The sequence below is a fragment of the Guptibacillus sedimenti genome (assembly GCF_028610665.1).
Classification (GTDB): Bacteria; Bacillota; Bacilli; order Bacillales; family Guptibacillaceae; genus Guptibacillus; species Guptibacillus sedimenti.
The window spans coordinates 960,330-977,855 of sequence record NZ_JAQQWV010000001.1 but is presented as its reverse complement, the minus strand read 5'-3'; the positions used below and the strand labels follow the sequence as shown (position 1 = coordinate 977,855).

11 protein-coding genes are annotated in these 17,526 nt (G+C 38.7%); 6 read left to right on the top strand and 5 right to left on the bottom strand.

Annotated elements, in window-relative coordinates; all coding sequences use genetic code 11:
* Positions 1 to 4: 4 nt before the first annotated feature.
* The 5 genes from yukD to essA are packed head-to-tail and all read left to right on the top strand — an operon-like array spanning position 5 to position 9,486.
* Positions 5 to 247 (top strand): ESX secretion system protein YukD, encoded by a 243-nt coding sequence (gene yukD, locus PQ578_RS04680; protein WP_098444685.1) that lies wholly within the window; start codon positions 5 to 7, stop codon positions 245 to 247.
* A gap of 14 nt (positions 248 to 261) precedes the next feature.
* Entirely contained in the window at positions 262 to 1,524 is a 1,263-nt protein-coding gene (essB, locus tag PQ578_RS04675) for a type VII secretion protein EssB (RefSeq protein ID WP_273832415.1), read from the top strand.
* Between the two features lie 15 nt (positions 1,525 to 1,539).
* On the top strand, positions 1,540 to 5,991 hold the full coding sequence (gene essC, locus PQ578_RS04670; protein ID WP_273832414.1) for a type VII secretion protein EssC: 4,452 nt from the start codon (positions 1,540 to 1,542) through the stop codon (positions 5,989 to 5,991).
* Entirely contained in the window at positions 5,988 to 9,020 is a 3,033-nt protein-coding gene (gene esaA / locus PQ578_RS04665) for a type VII secretion protein EsaA (protein WP_273832413.1), read from the top strand. The genes essC and esaA overlap by 4 nt, the downstream gene beginning before the upstream one ends.
* Positions 9,010 to 9,486, top strand: a complete 477-nt coding sequence (gene essA / locus PQ578_RS04660) for a type VII secretion protein EssA (protein ID WP_273832412.1) — start codon at positions 9,010 to 9,012, stop codon at positions 9,484 to 9,486. Before esaA ends, essA begins: the two co-directional genes overlap by 11 nt.
* Positions 9,487 to 9,538: 52 nt before the next feature.
* Here essA and PQ578_RS04655 read toward each other — a convergent pair whose 3' ends face one another.
* Positions 9,539 to 10,564 (bottom strand): serine hydrolase domain-containing protein, encoded by a 1,026-nt coding sequence (locus PQ578_RS04655; protein WP_273832411.1) that lies wholly within the window; start codon positions 10,562 to 10,564, stop codon positions 9,539 to 9,541.
* 53 nt (positions 10,565 to 10,617) lie between these two features.
* Positions 10,618 to 11,838: a DUF5068 domain-containing protein gene (locus tag PQ578_RS04650; RefSeq protein ID WP_273832409.1), complete on the bottom strand. Its 1,221-nt coding sequence runs from the start codon at positions 11,836 to 11,838 to the stop codon at positions 10,618 to 10,620.
* A gap of 300 nt (positions 11,839 to 12,138) precedes the next feature.
* Between PQ578_RS04650 and PQ578_RS04645 the strand changes: the two genes are divergently transcribed.
* On the top strand, positions 12,139 to 13,791 hold the full coding sequence (locus PQ578_RS04645) for a M4 family metallopeptidase (RefSeq protein WP_273832407.1): 1,653 nt from the start codon (positions 12,139 to 12,141) through the stop codon (positions 13,789 to 13,791).
* A gap of 77 nt (positions 13,792 to 13,868) precedes the next feature.
* Here PQ578_RS04645 and PQ578_RS04640 read toward each other — a convergent pair whose 3' ends face one another.
* From PQ578_RS04640 to PQ578_RS04630, 3 genes are all read right to left on the bottom strand, one after another.
* Positions 13,869 to 14,942 (bottom strand): M42 family metallopeptidase, encoded by a 1,074-nt coding sequence (locus tag PQ578_RS04640; RefSeq protein WP_273832406.1) that lies wholly within the window; start codon positions 14,940 to 14,942, stop codon positions 13,869 to 13,871.
* Positions 14,943 to 15,015: 73 nt separating this feature from the next.
* Positions 15,016 to 16,635: an ABC transporter substrate-binding protein gene (locus tag PQ578_RS04635; RefSeq protein ID WP_273832404.1), complete on the bottom strand. Its 1,620-nt coding sequence runs from the start codon at positions 16,633 to 16,635 to the stop codon at positions 15,016 to 15,018.
* Between the two features lie 32 nt (positions 16,636 to 16,667).
* A complete protein-coding gene (locus PQ578_RS04630) occupies positions 16,668 to 17,117 on the bottom strand; it encodes an Lrp/AsnC family transcriptional regulator (RefSeq protein ID WP_420541531.1) in 450 nt (149 codons plus the stop codon).
* Positions 17,118 to 17,526: the final 409 nt, after the last annotated feature.

Sequence of the window (17,526 nt, the reverse complement as noted above, 5' to 3'; positions counted from 1 at the left end):
CAACATGTACATTGAAGTAACTGTCGATCTCCATCATTATAAAAAAGGTCGTTTTCTTGACCTCAGGCTATCAAACTACCATTCTGTCAAAAAACTCATTGAAATCGTGTGCCAAACAGAACAAATCCCAATTCCTCCTGATCAAACGCAGTGGGTTCGGTTAGCGAATAAGCACAAAGTTGTAGCCGCTAATGAGCGTTTAATTGATGCGGGGATTATGACAGGAGATCGTATTGAAATACTCTGAAGGAGATCACAACCATGGCAAATCAAGTGAAACCCTATCTTGAAACTCAAATAGATGCAAAGATTATGAACGATAAGGATGCCATTACGTTTCTTTTTCAAAAAGAAAAAATCAAATTCGATGAGTTAACAGAAGTTCATTTTCTAAGCGAAATTGATACTGGCATCCCAAAAACTATTGATATGAATGAAGATGAGATAAGAGTACAGCACATGCTTCCACCTTCCGTTTCCGCTCTTCCAACGATCCTTAAGGAGATGACTGAAAGCGAGCGTCTCGCTAGTGCTTATCAACTAGTGCAAAAAGTAAAGGATCACCGCTTCAAGCGTCTTAACTTAATTATTTGTCCAGATAACCTTGTATTGGATCAAGGATTGACGCCATATTTTTTACATTATGGTGTGAAGGAAAGTCTTCCACCGTACGAGGAAAATTCTGAGCGTATTCTTGAGGAAACACGAGCCACCGTCGCTGCTATGATGAATCCAGAGCAATCATTTGAACAATACCTTTATTACTCTGACACGCTCACACTGTCATCAGAACTAAAACAGGTGCTTCAAGCGAAAACACTTCTTGATCTTCAGCCAATTATTCATTCCCAAATGAAACATTTACATAAGAAAGAAGCTGAATTCATTAAAGTAAATAAAAAGAAGTGGAAGATAAGTCGCTATGTTCTCCTCGGCGTTTCCATTTGTTTACTCCCAGCATTACTTTACTCCCTTTACTCATTGTTTCTTCTTCAACCAAAACAAGAGAATATTGTTCAGGCACAGGAGAACTTTTTAACAAATGAGTATAGTGAAGTCGTGAATTCTCTTCAATCTTATGAAATTGACGATATTCCAAAAGTGACACAATATCAGCTCGCACTCTCTTATATCATCAATGAGTCTCTTACAGATGACCAAAAAGAAAGCGTGCGTAACACGATCTCCCTTCAATCTGATCCAAGGTATTATGAATATTGGATTCATATTGGACGCGGTGAAGCAGAACAAGCACTCGAAATCGCACGTTATTTAGAAGATCGCGACTTGTTAATGTACGGCATTTTAAAGCGTAAGGAACAGGTAAAAGCTGATTCTGAGTTAGAGAGCGAGAAGAAACAACAGATGATCAATGAGTTAGAGCAAGAATTTGAAGAATATGAAAGCGAAATAGAAGAACAGCAGAAAGAAGAGCAAGAGGCGCAAGATGCCCAGCCGGAAACAACTACTGAAGAAAAGCCAGAAGAGAAGCAGCAAGATGAACAGAAAAAAGAAGAAAAATAGATCGGAGGTGAAATAATGGAACAATTATGGGTGTTCTTTCGAGATACGTATCAAACGATTGAGCTTGATAAACAGTCTCTACCTATTACGATCGGAACAAGTATCAATCACTCGTTTACGATTCCTTCCTCTCATTCGGATGAACACGTATTTTCGATAAAGCGTAAAGAACAACACTACCAATTATTTAAAAATGATGCTGAAATCATGACATTGCCTCTAAATAAACAATCCACTTTTCAATTAGGTTCTGATGAAGTTGCCGTCATAATAACTTCTAAAGCAAAGAGGCACGTTTATTATGTTGGTAACCTGCAAGAAATAACTCTATCCAAGGCCTCATCAGATATTCAAATGAAACGTCTAGCTGATGACGTTGGTTTAACCCTCGTTCGCAAGAAGAATCATTGGACAGTTACAGCTACCAGTCCATCAACCGTTTACCAAAATGGTTCGCTTTTACATAGAAAGTCACCGTTCCAAATCGGAGATATGCTTTTCCTACCGATGATGACACTGACATTAATTGCAGAAGATATGATTGAGATATCAAGCCCAGAAACATTTGAAACCTCTTTACCAGAAGCTACGATTCCGTCATCTGAGATGAAAAAGAAATACCCAAACTATCGTCGTACACCAAGGATGATGTATGAGTTACCTGAGGATAAAATCGATCTTTCCTTTCCTACGCAAGAGTCCGATCGAAACAATCGAAGCCTATGGCTTATTATCCTACCACCTTTAATGATGCTAATTGTAATGGGACTAGTGGCACTTCTTATTCCAAGGGGAATCTTTATCCTTATTTCTGTTGTGATGTTTGCGACAACGCTTGTTACATCGACAGTCCAATATTTCAAAGATAAAAGTTATCAAAAGAAATCAAAAGCACGTAAGAAACGGATTTATAAAAGGTACCTTGAGGATAAACGACAAGAACTTCATGAATTGGCTCAAAAACAACGCAAAGTGCTAACGTTCCACAACCCTAGCTTTGAGCGAATGAAATACTTAACAGAGCAGGTTTCAGATCGTTTATGGGAACGTAGCCTTGAGAGTCCTGACTTCCTTCAATTTCGTTTGGGAACAGGAACGGTACCAGCAAGCTATAAAATTTCCGTCAATTCAGCTGACATGTCGACAAGAGAAATGGATGAGCTATTAGAAGAATCACAGAACCTGAAGCAAGTTTACAATGAACTACACTCCCTCCCGATTACTGCAAACCTATTCCAGGGAGCAATCGGTCTAATTGGTAAAGAAGCGGTTGTGAAGAATGAGCTCCATCAAATCATTGGACAGCTCGCCTTCTTCCACAGCTATCACGACGTTCGATTTGTCTTCGTTTTTGATGAAGAAGAATATGCCAATTGGGAATGGATGAAATGGTTACCTCACTTTCAAATGCCAGGTTCCTTTTCAAAAGGGTTTATTTACAATGAACAAACGCGAGATCAGCTCCTTTCTTCGATCTATGAAATGATTCGAGAACGTGACCTAGAAGAAGATAAAGAAAAGCTACGTTTCGCCCCACACTATGTGTTTATTGTTTCGAATCACAACTTAATCTCAGACCATGTCATTTTAGAGTATTTAGAGAACGAGCACACGCATCTAGGACTTTCAACGATTTTCGTTGCAGAAGCAAAGGAGAGTCTATCCGATAATATCCATACGCTTATTCGCTACATTAACAAAAGTGAAGGCGATATTCTTATTCAAGAGAAAAAAGCCTCCGAAATCTCATTCGAACTTGATCAACACAAACAAAGCGGTAATGAACAGTTCTCTCGAATGCTCCGCACACTTAATCACCAACGTGGCATTACGAATTCCATTCCTGACAAAGTATCCTTCTTACAGATGCTGAACATGGAAGATATTGATGAATTGCCAATATCACATAACTGGGTAACGAATCAATCATCGAAGTCTCTCGCAGCACCTGTAGGACTGAAAGGACGACAGGACATTGTAGAGTTGAATCTTCATGAGAAAGCTCACGGCCCACACGGATTACTAGCTGGTACAACGGGATCCGGGAAGAGTGAATTTTTACAAACGTATATTCTTTCACTCGCCGTTCACTACCATCCACATGAAGTGGCGTTTCTATTAATTGACTATAAAGGTGGTGGAATGGCTCAGCCATTTAAACAAATTCCTCACCTACTTGGAACGATTACAAATATCGAAGGTAGTGAAAATTTCAGTACGCGTGCACTCGCTTCCATTAAAAGCGAATTAAAGAAACGACAAACCATCTTTGATCAGTATGAAGTGAGTCACATAAACGACTATACGATTCTTTATAAAAATGGCGTAGCAGCTGAACCAATGCCCCATCTCTTTTTAATTTCGGATGAATTTGCTGAGTTAAAAACAGAAGAACCAGAGTTCATTAAAGAGCTTGTCAGCGCTGCAAGAATTGGTCGAAGTCTAGGTGTGCATCTCATACTTGCCACGCAAAAACCTGGTGGCGTCATTGATAATCAAATTTGGAGTAACGCTCGCTTCCGCGTCGCTCTAAAAGTACAAAATGTAGAGGATAGCCGTGAAATTTTAAAGAACGGTGATGCGGCATCACTAACCGTAACAGGCCGCGCCTACTTACAGGTTGGGAATAACGAAGTATACGACTTATTCCAATCCGCCTATAGCCGAGCGACTTATATGGAAGATACTTCGGATATGGAAGATGAAGTCGCTCTTGTGACTGACCTAGGTCTCGTTCCACTATCAGAGCTTTCCTCTTCAGAAGAAAGCAAGAAAAAGAAGCAAAGTGAAATCGAAGTAATCGTAGATAAAATTGTTAATGTCCAGCAGGAACTTGGCCTAAGAAGATTACCAAGCCCATGGCTACCACCACTCGAGAAACGACTGTATCGTCATGATTTTGAATCCAAAAAGAAAAAAATGACGTTTGCCTTGCTGGATGAACCTGAAAAACAAGCCCAATCTCCATACCATTATGAATTGATAAAAGATGGAAATGTTGGCATATTTGGCTCATCAGGATTCGGGAAGACGCAAACCATTCTAACGTTACTTATGAGTATCGCATCAACAAACACGCCGGAGGAAGCGCAATTCTATCTACTCGATTTCGGTAACGGGGGCTTATTATCGATTAAGAATTTACCCCATACAGGAGATTATTTCTTAATTGATGAGGAACGTAAATTAAATAAATTATTGAAATTTATTCAAGAGGAATTCACGAAACGTAAACGACTTTTTCAGCGTGAAGAAGTGAGCTCTATTACGATGTACAATCGGTTAAATGAAAAACCTCTTCCCCTTCTCTTTATTACAATCGATAACTACGATCTTGTAAAAGAGGAGCTGATGGATCTTGATCCGATCTTCACTCAGTTTGCGCGAGATGGACAGTCGCTGGGAATTTATTTAATTGTCAGCGCCACCCGTTTAAATTCCATTCGACAAGCTCTTATGAATAACCTTAAAACGAAAATCGTTCATTATTTACTCGATAATTCGGAAGCTTACACCGTTCTTGGAAGAATCCCTTTTGCACCAGAAGCCATCCCTGGTAGGGCCATTATGAAAAAGGAGAAAACACACTTTGGTCAAATCATCCTACCAGCTAAAGGAGAAGATGATTACGAACAGCTAGCTTCATTGAAAGATGAAGTTCAAATGCTCCAAGAGAAATACCGTGATACAAGCAAGCCGGAAGCAATTCCAATGCTACCGAGTGATCTCACTTTTAATACTTTCAAGACGTACATTCAAACTTCCAAACAAAAAAACTCTTATCCAATTGGACTGCATGAAGAAACAGTGAAGCCCGTATCCCTCTCCTTTACGCAGACCTCACATTGTCTTGTACTTGGCCAGGCTCAAAAAGGTAAAACCAATATCATGCGACTTCTTACTCAGCAAGCATTACAGCATGAAGGAGACCATATTGCCATATTTGATTCAATCGATCGCGGGTTATTTCATTTAAAAGATGAGGAAAAGACAACTTATTTAGAAACAAAAGAACAAATCGAAGAATGGCTTGAACAAATGACAACTGAATTCAAGTCACGTGAGATGAAGTACCACGAAAGTATGAATAGTGGTGAGACGCTTCCTGAATTCTCTAGAGTTCTCCTCTTTATCGATGGATATGGACGATTTTCTCAAACGCTCGGAAGTCTGCTACAGGATCGAATGACCACACTAATGAAAAACTATAGCCACCTAGGCTTAAGTATTGTTGCATCTGGCAGCAGCAATGAACTAACGAAAGGCTATGACCCGCTAACAGTTGAATTGAAACAAGTTCGTCAAATCATCTTATTAATGAAGAAATCCGATCAAACACTCATTAACCTGCCTTTTGACAGGAAAGAACCCGATATTAAAGCCGGATTTGCTTATTATGTGCAAAGTGAAAACGCACAAAAAATCCAAATTCCACTAGTTCAAATAGAAAGGAAGGTCCATGCGTGAAAGAAAAGAAAAGCATCCTTAAGCTCATTCTCGTAACAGCAATCATTTTAGTTCTCCCGCTCATTTACTTTACTTCCATTGGAGAAAATCCGATGAAAAAGAAAGAGAGTGCCACGAAAACGATCGCTGTCATCAATGAAGATACAGGAACCGAAGAAGACGAGGAACTCGTAAAGTTCGGAAATGACGTCCCTCCCCTTCTTAAATCTGAATCACAATACAATTGGGAAGTCGTTGGACGTAGTGCTGCAGAAAATGGATTAAACAATCAGAAGTACGATGCCGTTGTTTATATTCCCTCCACTTTCTCTGAGAAGATTCTAACGTACGACGAAAACCAACCGGAGCAAACAAAGTTAGCATTTACTGTACAGAATCAATTAAATGCTCTAAATAAAGAGCAAGTTTTGCTTGAACTTGAACAAGCAACGAATCGCGTAAACACGAAGATGTCTTCTCTTTATTGGAACTATGTTTCAAATGACCTCGTCAACATCCAACAAGAGTTTGACCAAATTGTAGAGAAAGAGAAAGCATTCCAACAAACGATGCTTTCTTTCTATACACCAAGTTCGAAAGATTTGGCCGAGCAGATGGAGCAGCAAGTTTCGATGCTTGCAAACCTTCAATCAACTTCAGAAAATGCTGAGGAACGTGCGGCTGACCAAACAGATACGATGGAAGGATTTCAAGAAAATCTAGCAAACTTTGTTACTTATACAAATGACTACCGTGAGTATCAGCAGAAGCAGCAAGAAGTTCTAGAACAAATCCAAGCCGATTCTGTCAATTCGATTTCACAAGCTACAGAAATGCCTCAACCGATGTTTATGAACAACAAAGAACTGTTCGAAGGAAAATCTGAGAGCGTACTTGAAAACATGTCTCAGGTAGAAAACCAAATGATTCAGCAGCAAGAAATGTTCGCTGGTCTAAAAGAACTTCGGTACAATCAGGTCGAGCGTCAGGTTAACGATTTCTATACGCTTCAAGAACGAATTCTAAACTACTACCAGCAACTTAAAGATTCAATGATATTAAATGAACTAGAGGGTGAAATCGCTACGCTTAGCAATAAACTTGGTGATGGTGACGAGATCATTATTCCGGATGATCCCGAACTCCCTGAAGTGCCTGAAGATCCAGAAGATCCTAGTGAAGAAGAGGATCCAACGGAAGATCTTACAAAACTTCTAAAAAGCTTACAAAACGAAGATCCACCTGTGATCGATGAGGAGGAGGAGGAAACGAATGGTTCAACTCCTGTTGATCTAAGTACAGAACGTAACGAGCTATTAGCGATCGCTCAGGAAGTCATTGCGTTACAAGAAACATTGATCGCCCTAGAAGAACCAAAAGTAGAAGATCTTCAATCCGCATCGACAACGTTGCTAACGCTTAACGATCGAATCAAGCAAACTGAACAACAGCTTCTAGCCAAAGAAGGCGGCGAAAACCCACTAGATGGCGAACTAAAAGAATTAAAGAAGCTTATTGAATCACTCACAACAGAAAATAAAAGTTTACTTGAACAAATTGAAGAGTTAACAAAGGAACTGGAGAAGCTAACGAAAGAAAATGAAACACTCTCTTCTCAAAAAGAAACGTTAATGGAACAGGTTGATGTGTTAAAAGAATCAAATACCGAGCTAAAAGACTTACTAGTGATGGTATCTGATAAAATCTATCGAATATCATCAGGTATCAATGAGAAAGAAAATGCAATACTAGCATCTCCAGCTCTTTCACAAGCTAGAAAAGATACACTATCCGTCTATTTCCAACGTCCAATTAAAGGGGAGAATTTAACAGATGTTCTTCAGTATTATGCTTATTTAGACAGATATGAAGCAACACTCAATAGCATGCTTTCTAAAAACAACGTAAAGGAAACTGTTCTACAGGACAATGATCTTCGTGAAGAAGTGAATAACATGTTAGAACTTACGAACAATGAGGAAGGTCAATGGGATGCGGTTGGTAACCAGGTGCCGAAAACAAGCGATGCCCTTACTACGCTACAGGATGATTTCACTGTCTTTTTAGCAGACTATAAAAACGTCCTCGATACCCAGCAAGCAAAATTGCTTGAAAGCTTGAATGGCATTGAAGAAGAAGCTGACAATGTTCTAAATCAAATGCAACAATCTCAGCAGCAAACCCCTGATGAAACAGCTCAAGGAACACAAATTATTAATAATCATGACCAGGTTAAGAGTCAGATGGGGTCTTTGTATGATTGGATGGATTCAATTGAAGATAGTCAATCTGAAATTCTCTCGTACACGGATGAACTTCAGTCTCGAGTAGCTGAAGTGCAGACAGATGCGAACACACTTAACAACAAGTGGGAAACGAACGTCGCTTCCACCCTTATGATTCGGGATGATGTCTTTAATGTCATGGGAAATGCCTTTGTCGATGGGCAATCAAATGATTACGTTTATGATTTCCTTGCTACCCCAATCGACGTGACAGGAAGCGTCTTTACAGATAAAAAAGACACGAATCTTCCACCAGTGGTCATTTTATTCATTATTCTTTTAAGCAGCTTGTTAATTGGTTATGCAAGCTACTATTTCCAATACGGTCCATGGTGGTTACAAAGTATTTTATTCTTAATGCTAACAAGTATCGTTGGGCTAGTAATTAGCCTCTACAGTTTATCGATTTATCCGTTAGGAAACGATCGATCGATGGAATGGACCATCTTTACGATCTTACTACTATTAAGCTGTGCGGCGCTCATTCGTGTAGCCTTCATGAGTCACCATTTAATCGGATGGCTTGTTACCGTTGGCCTCGTCGCTTTGTTTGTCACACCTTTACTTGCTCTTTCAACACCAAACTTTAGCTTTACTGATCCTATGTCTCGCGTGTATATGTCAATTCAGAACAGTACACAAACACTCTTTTCAGAAGGTGCGATGATTTTATCTGCCATTTTGATCGTCCTGATCATTCTTCAATATGCTTTAAACAAGCGTTCATGGACACAAATTAAAAAGGATGAGGCCCATGAAGCCTAAGATTATTTTCCTGTTCAGTTTGATTCTTCTCTGCTGTCACATCGTACCAGTGGCAGCAGAGGGAAACACAGACATCAATGAGCTCTTACCAAATGAATACAAAAAGAACAAATTTAAGAAAAACAATGACTTAATTTATGATTCTACCACTAAGGAAATGGAAGATATCTCCGAAGATCAAAAGACTATATCTTTTAATGGGGAAAAAGTTTTTAATCCTGAAGGTACCCGAAATGAACTATTTCTCTCAATGAGTAAAGAAAATAGCACGATTAAAGACAAAGCAGAGAACCTCAATCTTTTCTCTACATCAGAGGCGGCAGCTTTTACGTCGACTAACTCAGAAGGTAACGAAACGACATCTACCTCTTTTCAGCTCCTAATCGGAATCTTAATCGGTGTATGTCTCGTTGTTTTAATCATTGTATTAGTGATCTATAATCGTCTTTCTTCATCAAAAAGCTAATCGCACAGAAAAAACTACGGTCCCCCTTATTCGAGGCCCGTAGTTTTTGTTTTTACGTATCTAATCGTTGAAACATTTCTTCGAAGTCTTTCATCACATCAAATGCACCATCACCGTGGTTTGAAGGAATGGCGATCTTATATCCACTCTCTGGATAGTAAGCAGAATGGAAGCTCACTCCTGGATCATAGCCCATCACATGGTATTTTACGACACGTCCGTTCTGGTCGTTTATCCAAACACCGTACCCATAGCCTACGCCTTCTTTTACATCCACATGGTTGGTTAGTAATTCTTTTGTAAGACCCTTATTCACTAATCGAAAATCAATGAGTGATTCCCATAACTTCACCATATCAGAAGCTGTCACAAATGCGCCTCCATCAGATCCACCCATTATCGGAATCGCATAGGTATTCGTCCGCCAAGAGCCGTCATCTTCATCAATGTAGCCTAGTGCTGTATTTTGAGGAAGACAATCTAAAGAGAAATAACCTGAATCATTCATGCCAGCAGGCTTAAAGATGTTTTCTTCAACATAATGTTGAAAAGTCATTCCAGTTTGCTGCTCGATAATTAGACCTAGTACGATGTAACCGGCGTTATTATAACAAAATGCCTCTCCTGGCTGTGCTACCATTTCATCATTTTGAAACAGTGGCAGAAAGCCCTGAAGGCTTTTTAGTAGATACATTGGTGTCTTCGTCCAAAGTTCTTCGAAGTCTTCCATGACAGCCTCATCAAAATAATCTGGAATACCTGATGTATGTGTTAACAGTTGATGAATCGTAATCTTTTCATTGAAGTGAGGAAAAGGCACATTTAGACAGTCACACAGCTTCGTTTCGAAAGATAATTGTCCTTTCTCAACTAATTGAGCAATTCCAATTGCTGTAAACAGTTTGCTACCTGAAGCAATACCAAATCTCGTATTCACTTTATTTAATTGTTGTTCTACTCGATTGGCATAGCCTGAGGAAGTTTCTAAAATTTCATGACTATTAAAAATGGCGATCGCTCCAGAAAAATGATGGTTATCAGTTATTTTACTAAGTAAACTTTGAAGCTCCTCTCTCATCCATTCCTCCCCCTTCTTTTTACTATCAGTATAAAAAATGGCATTATCGATTATTATCGAGGCAATGAAAAAGTAACGGTTTTACCTTTGTAAAGATCTTTTCCATCCTCACCAACAAATGGACCAAATTCTAAATCGAATTTTTTCATCGATTCAAAATCGTCTTTTCTAAACATGAAAACATGATACTTTTCTCCCGTTTCACCTGCTTCAATTTCCTTTGGTTCTCTCGGTTCTACCATTAATTGTGATAAAACGGAACCGCGATCCTCATCAATTAAAAGGTGCGATGATAAAAGAGAAATATTGATTGGGCTTTCTGATTGATTATTTAGCGTTAATTTAATAGTAACAGCGACAATACCAACATCACCAAAATTACTAAATCGTTCTTCATTCCCAGCTGTAGGCTTAATTTCTGCATATTGAACCCCATTTAAGGTTACCTCAACATCACCAAGTTGTTTTGTTTTGTCTATCCCAGCTTTTTCAAGAATCATCTCTTTATCAGCCATATTTCCTGTTGTTAGCTGATCAGGATATAACCCCGCTTCACTTTCTACTTGAGCTTTTTGTTCTTCTCCATAGATTAAGTCAAACGTTGCATTTCCTTTAAAAGAATCTTTAAATTGATCATTATCTGCTGCTCCACCTTCAATAACAAACTTCGGTTTCACATCTGTCATAACGTCATATTGATCATTCGTAAGGGTAAATGTAACAAATCCCGAAACTTTTTCACCAGCTCCAAACTTTGAAGGTTCATCTTCAACTTTTGATTTTGGATACTGATCTCTTACGAACGTTTTCTCAGAACTTAAGAAATCACTTTCATTTACACCTTGAATGCGTATATAACTCGGATAATAAATAGGTTTATCACGGGTATTATCAATGGTTACTTTTGCAGTAACGACATACCCGTCAGTTTGATCATCAAATTGTATGTACATATCCTCATTCATATCCGTTACTTTCACAATTTGATATTGATCTATGGATACTTTAAATCCTTCCATATCATGTACATAATCAAGGTTATTTTCACTTGTATAGACTTCTTCAACATCTCCTTGCGATTCTTCTGCAATGTTAGGATTCATGATTTCCCCAGAAGCTGTCGCAGGCGTAGATTCTTCTGCTGCTTCTTGATCATTTTTTATTTCTTCAGCTTGGTCATTTTTACTTTGATTTTCCTCTTTTTTAGAATCTTCACTAGAATTCGTGCTTGCTTGTTCTTCATTACCACCACAAGCAACCAAAAGTAGTAACATTGCAATTACTCCGGTTAGAAAAATAGATCGTATTTTCATAGTTCCACAGCCTCTCTAATTTTTATACTGCTCTTCTATGATAACTCTTTATATGAAATAAATCCCTTATTAACTATTTTTTAACTAATAATTCTGGAATCTATTTCAAATAGTAACTGGTATTAAATACAGGCCTTTAATATCAGTTCAAAATAACCATTTTCTTATTTTTCTTTATTTTAAGATAATTACAACGACTCATGAGGTTCGTTCATCTTCCCTATATAATTGTTAATAGATTACATATTAGGAGGAATTTATTTGAGAAAAAAGTTCATTGCCTCACTTGTAGTGACCACAGCCTTAATCACAGCCTCGGTACCTTATCAAAATGTTTTAGCCGAACAGCCTACTCATCAAGTCGATAACTATAAGCAATGGAACGAGAAAGCAAACGTTCCCTTATTTGTGAAGGAAAAGCAAGCGGTTAAACGCTCCTCTTCTACTACAGAGGATGCCTTAAACTACCTGCAACAAAATAAAGAAAAAGTAAACATTAAGAACCCAAAAGCAGACCTAAAAAAGAAAAAGTCAGTCAAAGATGAGCTTGGTATGACTCACATTAGGTTTAATCAAACAAAGAACGGCGTACCTGTGGAAGGTGCTGAAATTATTGTTCACTACAATGCGGACAATGAAATTACAGTCGTAAACGGGGCTTATAATGAAGAAGTCGAAACAAGTAAGCTCAATACATCACCTTCCTTTTCTACAGAAGATGCTTTGCAAGTCGCAAAATCTTCGACCAATGCTCCTTCTACCTTAGATCAAGTTCCAACTTCTGAGTTAGTTATTTATCCATTCGAAGGTAAAAATCACCTTACCTATAAGGTGAATGTAAACTTCTTAGGAGATGAGCCTGGTAACTGGTTCGTGTTTGTTGACGCTAGGTCTGGTGAAGTTGTGGATCAATACAATGCCATTATGGACGCAGGACATTACAAAACACAAACGGGAACTGGTACCGGGGTACTAGGTGATCACCGTCTTCTACATGTCACAAAAAACAAAGTTGAAAATGAAGGAACCACTTTTCAATTAGCAGATTACAGTCATGATGGATTAGATGGAATCATTACCTATGATTACTCCAAAAACTACCTCGAGGTCTTTTCAAATAAAAGCGCGGCGTTCAAATCTGAATTTGCTGAGCCTGCAGTGGATGCTCACTATAACTCTGAACAGGTCTATGATTATTATTTAAGTGAGCATGGACGGAACTCACTCGACGATAATGGTATGCCGATTCAATCAGTTGTTCACTATGGTGATAATTACAACAACGCTTTCTGGAACGGGACTTACATGGTATATGGAGATGGCGATGGTGAATTCTTTATTCCTCTTTCCGCTAGCCTGGATGTTGCAGCCCATGAAATGACTCATGGAGTGACCTCTAATTCAGCTAAACTTATTTACCGCTTCCAATCCGGTGCTTTGAATGAGGCCTTCTCGGATATCTTCGGGGCATTAATCGATGAATCGGACTGGGAGATTGGAGAAGACATTATGGCACCTGCTGCCGTTGCAGATGGACGCACCTCTCTTAGAAGCTTAAGTGATCCTAGTAAATACCCAGTTGGTGCTGCTTATGTTCCGTACGGAAATGGTGAAGGTAAATACCCTTCTCATATGGATGAATTCTACGATCTACCTGGTAACTTAGATAACGGCGGGGTTCACATCAATTCTTCCATTATTAATCACGCTGCTTACTTAACTGCTCAGGATATTGGCCGTGAGAAGCTTGGACAAATCTATTATCGTGCTTTAACTCAATACCTCACACCTACATCGGACTTTAGCGATGCACGTCAAGCTATTGTGCAATCAGCTGTTGACCTATATGGGGAAGATAGTGCTGAAGTTGAAGGAGCAAAAGGTGGATTTGATTCGGTAGGAATTAATGAATAATAAGATTCATAGAAAACAAGCATGAATTTTCTTCATGCTTGTTTTCTTTAGTATTAATTATAGACACCACTCTTCATTTACGTATCTAAAAACCCTCTCCCCTTTAATTGCTTCAAAGACGTAATGAAACTTAAAAGTAATTGACCAGTATCGGTTAAATCTTTTAAATCAATCACTTCATGCGGAGAGTGCGTATACCTGGATGGAATGGAAACACCTCCAGTAGGGATGCCTTCTCCCGTCCTATGGATAGCTCCAGCATCAGTACCTATCCCCATGAAAATCTCTTCTTGAAAAGGAATTCCATTCTCTTTCGCTACATTTAATAGCTGCTGGCTAACTAAAGGATGTGAAATAAGTGATTTATCAGCAAATTTAATACACGGTCCTCCGCCCAATCTTCTCGTTCCCGTCATAATCACATCATATGTATCGCTTGTTGGTGTCGTATCCACAGCAATCGCAAAGTCAGGTTTTATCTTTGCTGCTACAACAGACGCCCCTCTTAACCCTACTTCTTCTTGCACGGTAAATGCGAGATAAATATCGCCTCGTTCGTTTTTATCTTCTTTCAGCTTAATTATTAAATCAATTAGTAAAGCCGTGCCAGCACGGTCATCTAATGCCTTCCCCATTGCTTTAGGTGCATTCTCCGGCCCTACTTTTTTCAACTCTGTTCCATAGCTAATCGGTTGACCTACTCGAACACCCATTCCAGTAACATCTTCATCATTTAAAGCACCTATATCAATATAGAGCTCCCGGTGATTGCTGACTCTTTTAGGATCATCCCATTTGACATAATGAGCGGAAATCGTACCGATTACCCCATGTACTGGACCATTATCTGATTTAATAAAAACTGGTTGAGACAAAAGAAGACGATTATCGAACCCCCCAACCTGTTCAAATCGAATAAGACCATTCGATTCAATTTTCTTGACGATGAAACCAATTTCGTCTGAATGGGCTGCTATCATTAGAGAAGGAAGCTCCGAGTTACCATTCATTTTTGCGATGATATTTCCTAGGGGATCCACCTTACATTCATCAACCTCCTCTTTAATAAGATTAAATACTTTCCTTTGAATATTCTGTTCAAACCCTGAAGGACCAATTGTATCGCATAACTCTTTTAATAAAGAAAACATAACGTAGCTCCTTATTGTAAGTAGATTTTTACAAAAGAGAAGCACCTCTTTGAGTGGAAGTGCTTCTCTATTATTATTTTGTCAGATATACATTCCAGAAAGCATCATCATTCATCGGATGCGCTTCATAACCTTGTACGTAAGACATCTTAGCGAGTGGGGGCGTTGTATGGCAAATAAGTGCCCATGGTGCATCTTCATAAAAAATTTCCTGAGCCTCTTTATAAAGATCAGCTCGCTTTTCTTCATCAAAGGTTGTTCGTGATTCTAGCAAAAGATCTGTAAACTCGTCACTCTTATAAAAGGCACGATTATTGGCTGGCTTTGTCGCATTTGTTTTACTTAAGTTAGGAAACAAGAAATTATCTGGATCTGCCATGACCCCTGTCCACCCAAACAAAGCCATATCATGTTCACCGTTACTTGTTTTATCTAGATAAGTCGCCCACTCATACGTTTGAATCTCCAACTCAACGCCAACATCAGCTAAATCAGATTGAATCGCTTCAGCAATTTTTAGCGGTTGAGGCATGTACGGACGAGGGTTGCTCATCCCCCACAATTCAGTTTTAAACCCATCTTCATAACCTGCTTCCGCTAACAATTCTTTCGCTTTCTCAGGATCATACTCATACCCTTTTATGTCCTCATTGTACCCCCAAAGAGAAGATGGAATTGGATTAACTGCTTTTTCAGCCATACCGTTATAAAAAGCATCAATGATGGAATCTTTATTAATCGCATAATTCAAAGCTTTACGTACTTTTGGATCATCAAACGGCTCTTTTTCCATATTGAAAGCTAAATAACCAATATTAAAACCCGGTCTCTTAATAAGATCGAGATTACCATCCGACTTAACCGCTCCAGCATCATCAGGGCTTAGACCGTCAATCATATCAACCTCACCAGTTTGTAAAGCAGTGAATCGAGACGAATTGTCAGGAATTACTCTAAAAATCAGTTGATCAAGACGAGGAATATCGTCCACATAGTAATTTTCATTTTTTACGAGTTGAATTTTGTCATTCCTAGACCAGCTTTCAAATTTAAATGGCCCTGTACCAACAGGGTTTTCATTAAATGTATTACCGTACTTCTGAATTGCCTCTGGGCTCGCGATGCCAAACATAGGAATCGCTAAATAGCTAATAAATGGTGCAGTTGGCTCTGTTAATTTAATTTCTACTGTATAGTCATCAACCGCCTTAACATGTTCAATCTTATGATCTTTATCCCCTTTAAATCCCCCATAAAGAAATGAGTAGTATGTAAATTCTCCATGATGCTCAGGGTGATCAGGGTCCATCCAACGCTCAAAATTATAAACAACGGCATCAGCATTAAAATTCGTTCCATCATGGAATTTCACTCCTTCACGAAGCTTCAATGTCCACGTTAACTCATCTTCTCCAAGGTCATACTCTGTCGCAAGACCTGGTTGGAGTTCTAAATTTTCATCGTATTTAAATAACGTTTCAAAAATGTTGTGTGTGACCCGAGTTGATTCTCCATCTGTTACATTAATCGCATCGAGTGATAGCGAATCTGCCCCTCTGGCAAAAATAAGCGTGCCACCATCTTTAGGTTCACCCCCACCTTCACCCGAATCAGAAGCTGAATTACTTCCTTCAGAACAAGCCGTCATCAGCACAACTACAAGCGTCAACACTGCTATGATTCCCTTTCTCATCTTTCTTCCCCCTATTATTTGTAGTGATGTCGCTAAAGAATATCGTGCGTATTTTTAAAAATGTCAAATTGATAGGTTGTATTCACCTTTCGAATCCCCTGTATGTCATAAAGTTTGTACACCATAAGCCGAATATCTTCTTGATTCGGTAAATTCGTTTGAATCATTAGTGGGTATTCACCAGATGTAAGTGTAATGTAGCGAACCTCTTTGTATTTCTTCATGACAGCAACAACCTCTTGCAGACGGCTCGGTTCAACGTCTACTTGAAAAATTGCTGCCACTTTCACTCCGACCGCTACCGGATCCACAATACCAACAACTTTTAGCACCTCAGCATCAACTAGCTTCTTATATCTCAGTCGGATTGTTTTCTCTGTTACTTGTAACTTTTCAGCAATATCTTTGAATGACATGCGACCATCGTGTGATAAACAAACGATTAATCCTTTATCCAATTCATCTAACTCCAACTTTCTCACCTCCAATCAAAACAAACACTAAGTTAGAATACTTTGAACGAATAAAATCACCATTTTAGCGATAAAAGTATATAAATGAAACCGGATTATGATACTTAACTCGATTTTTTTACCTTAAAATGGATTATAGGTAGTATAAAATATTATTAGAATTTTCTCAATAGTAAAACACAATTTCATTCTTCATTAGCCATAAGTTAAGTCCCGGCAAGTGAAACTACCAATTGTATGACTATACTCCCATTTCCTAAAAGGAGGTTTCAATCTTTTAAATCAACCCTTAAACTATATAGTGAACCTCTGCCATGAAAGCATTCGAACTCTTTCATAACCAGTTCTACTTTATTTCTATCATCTAAACAATGTAAAAAGTTGGATTAAAATCCTTGTTTTCAGGGTAAAAAAGCAC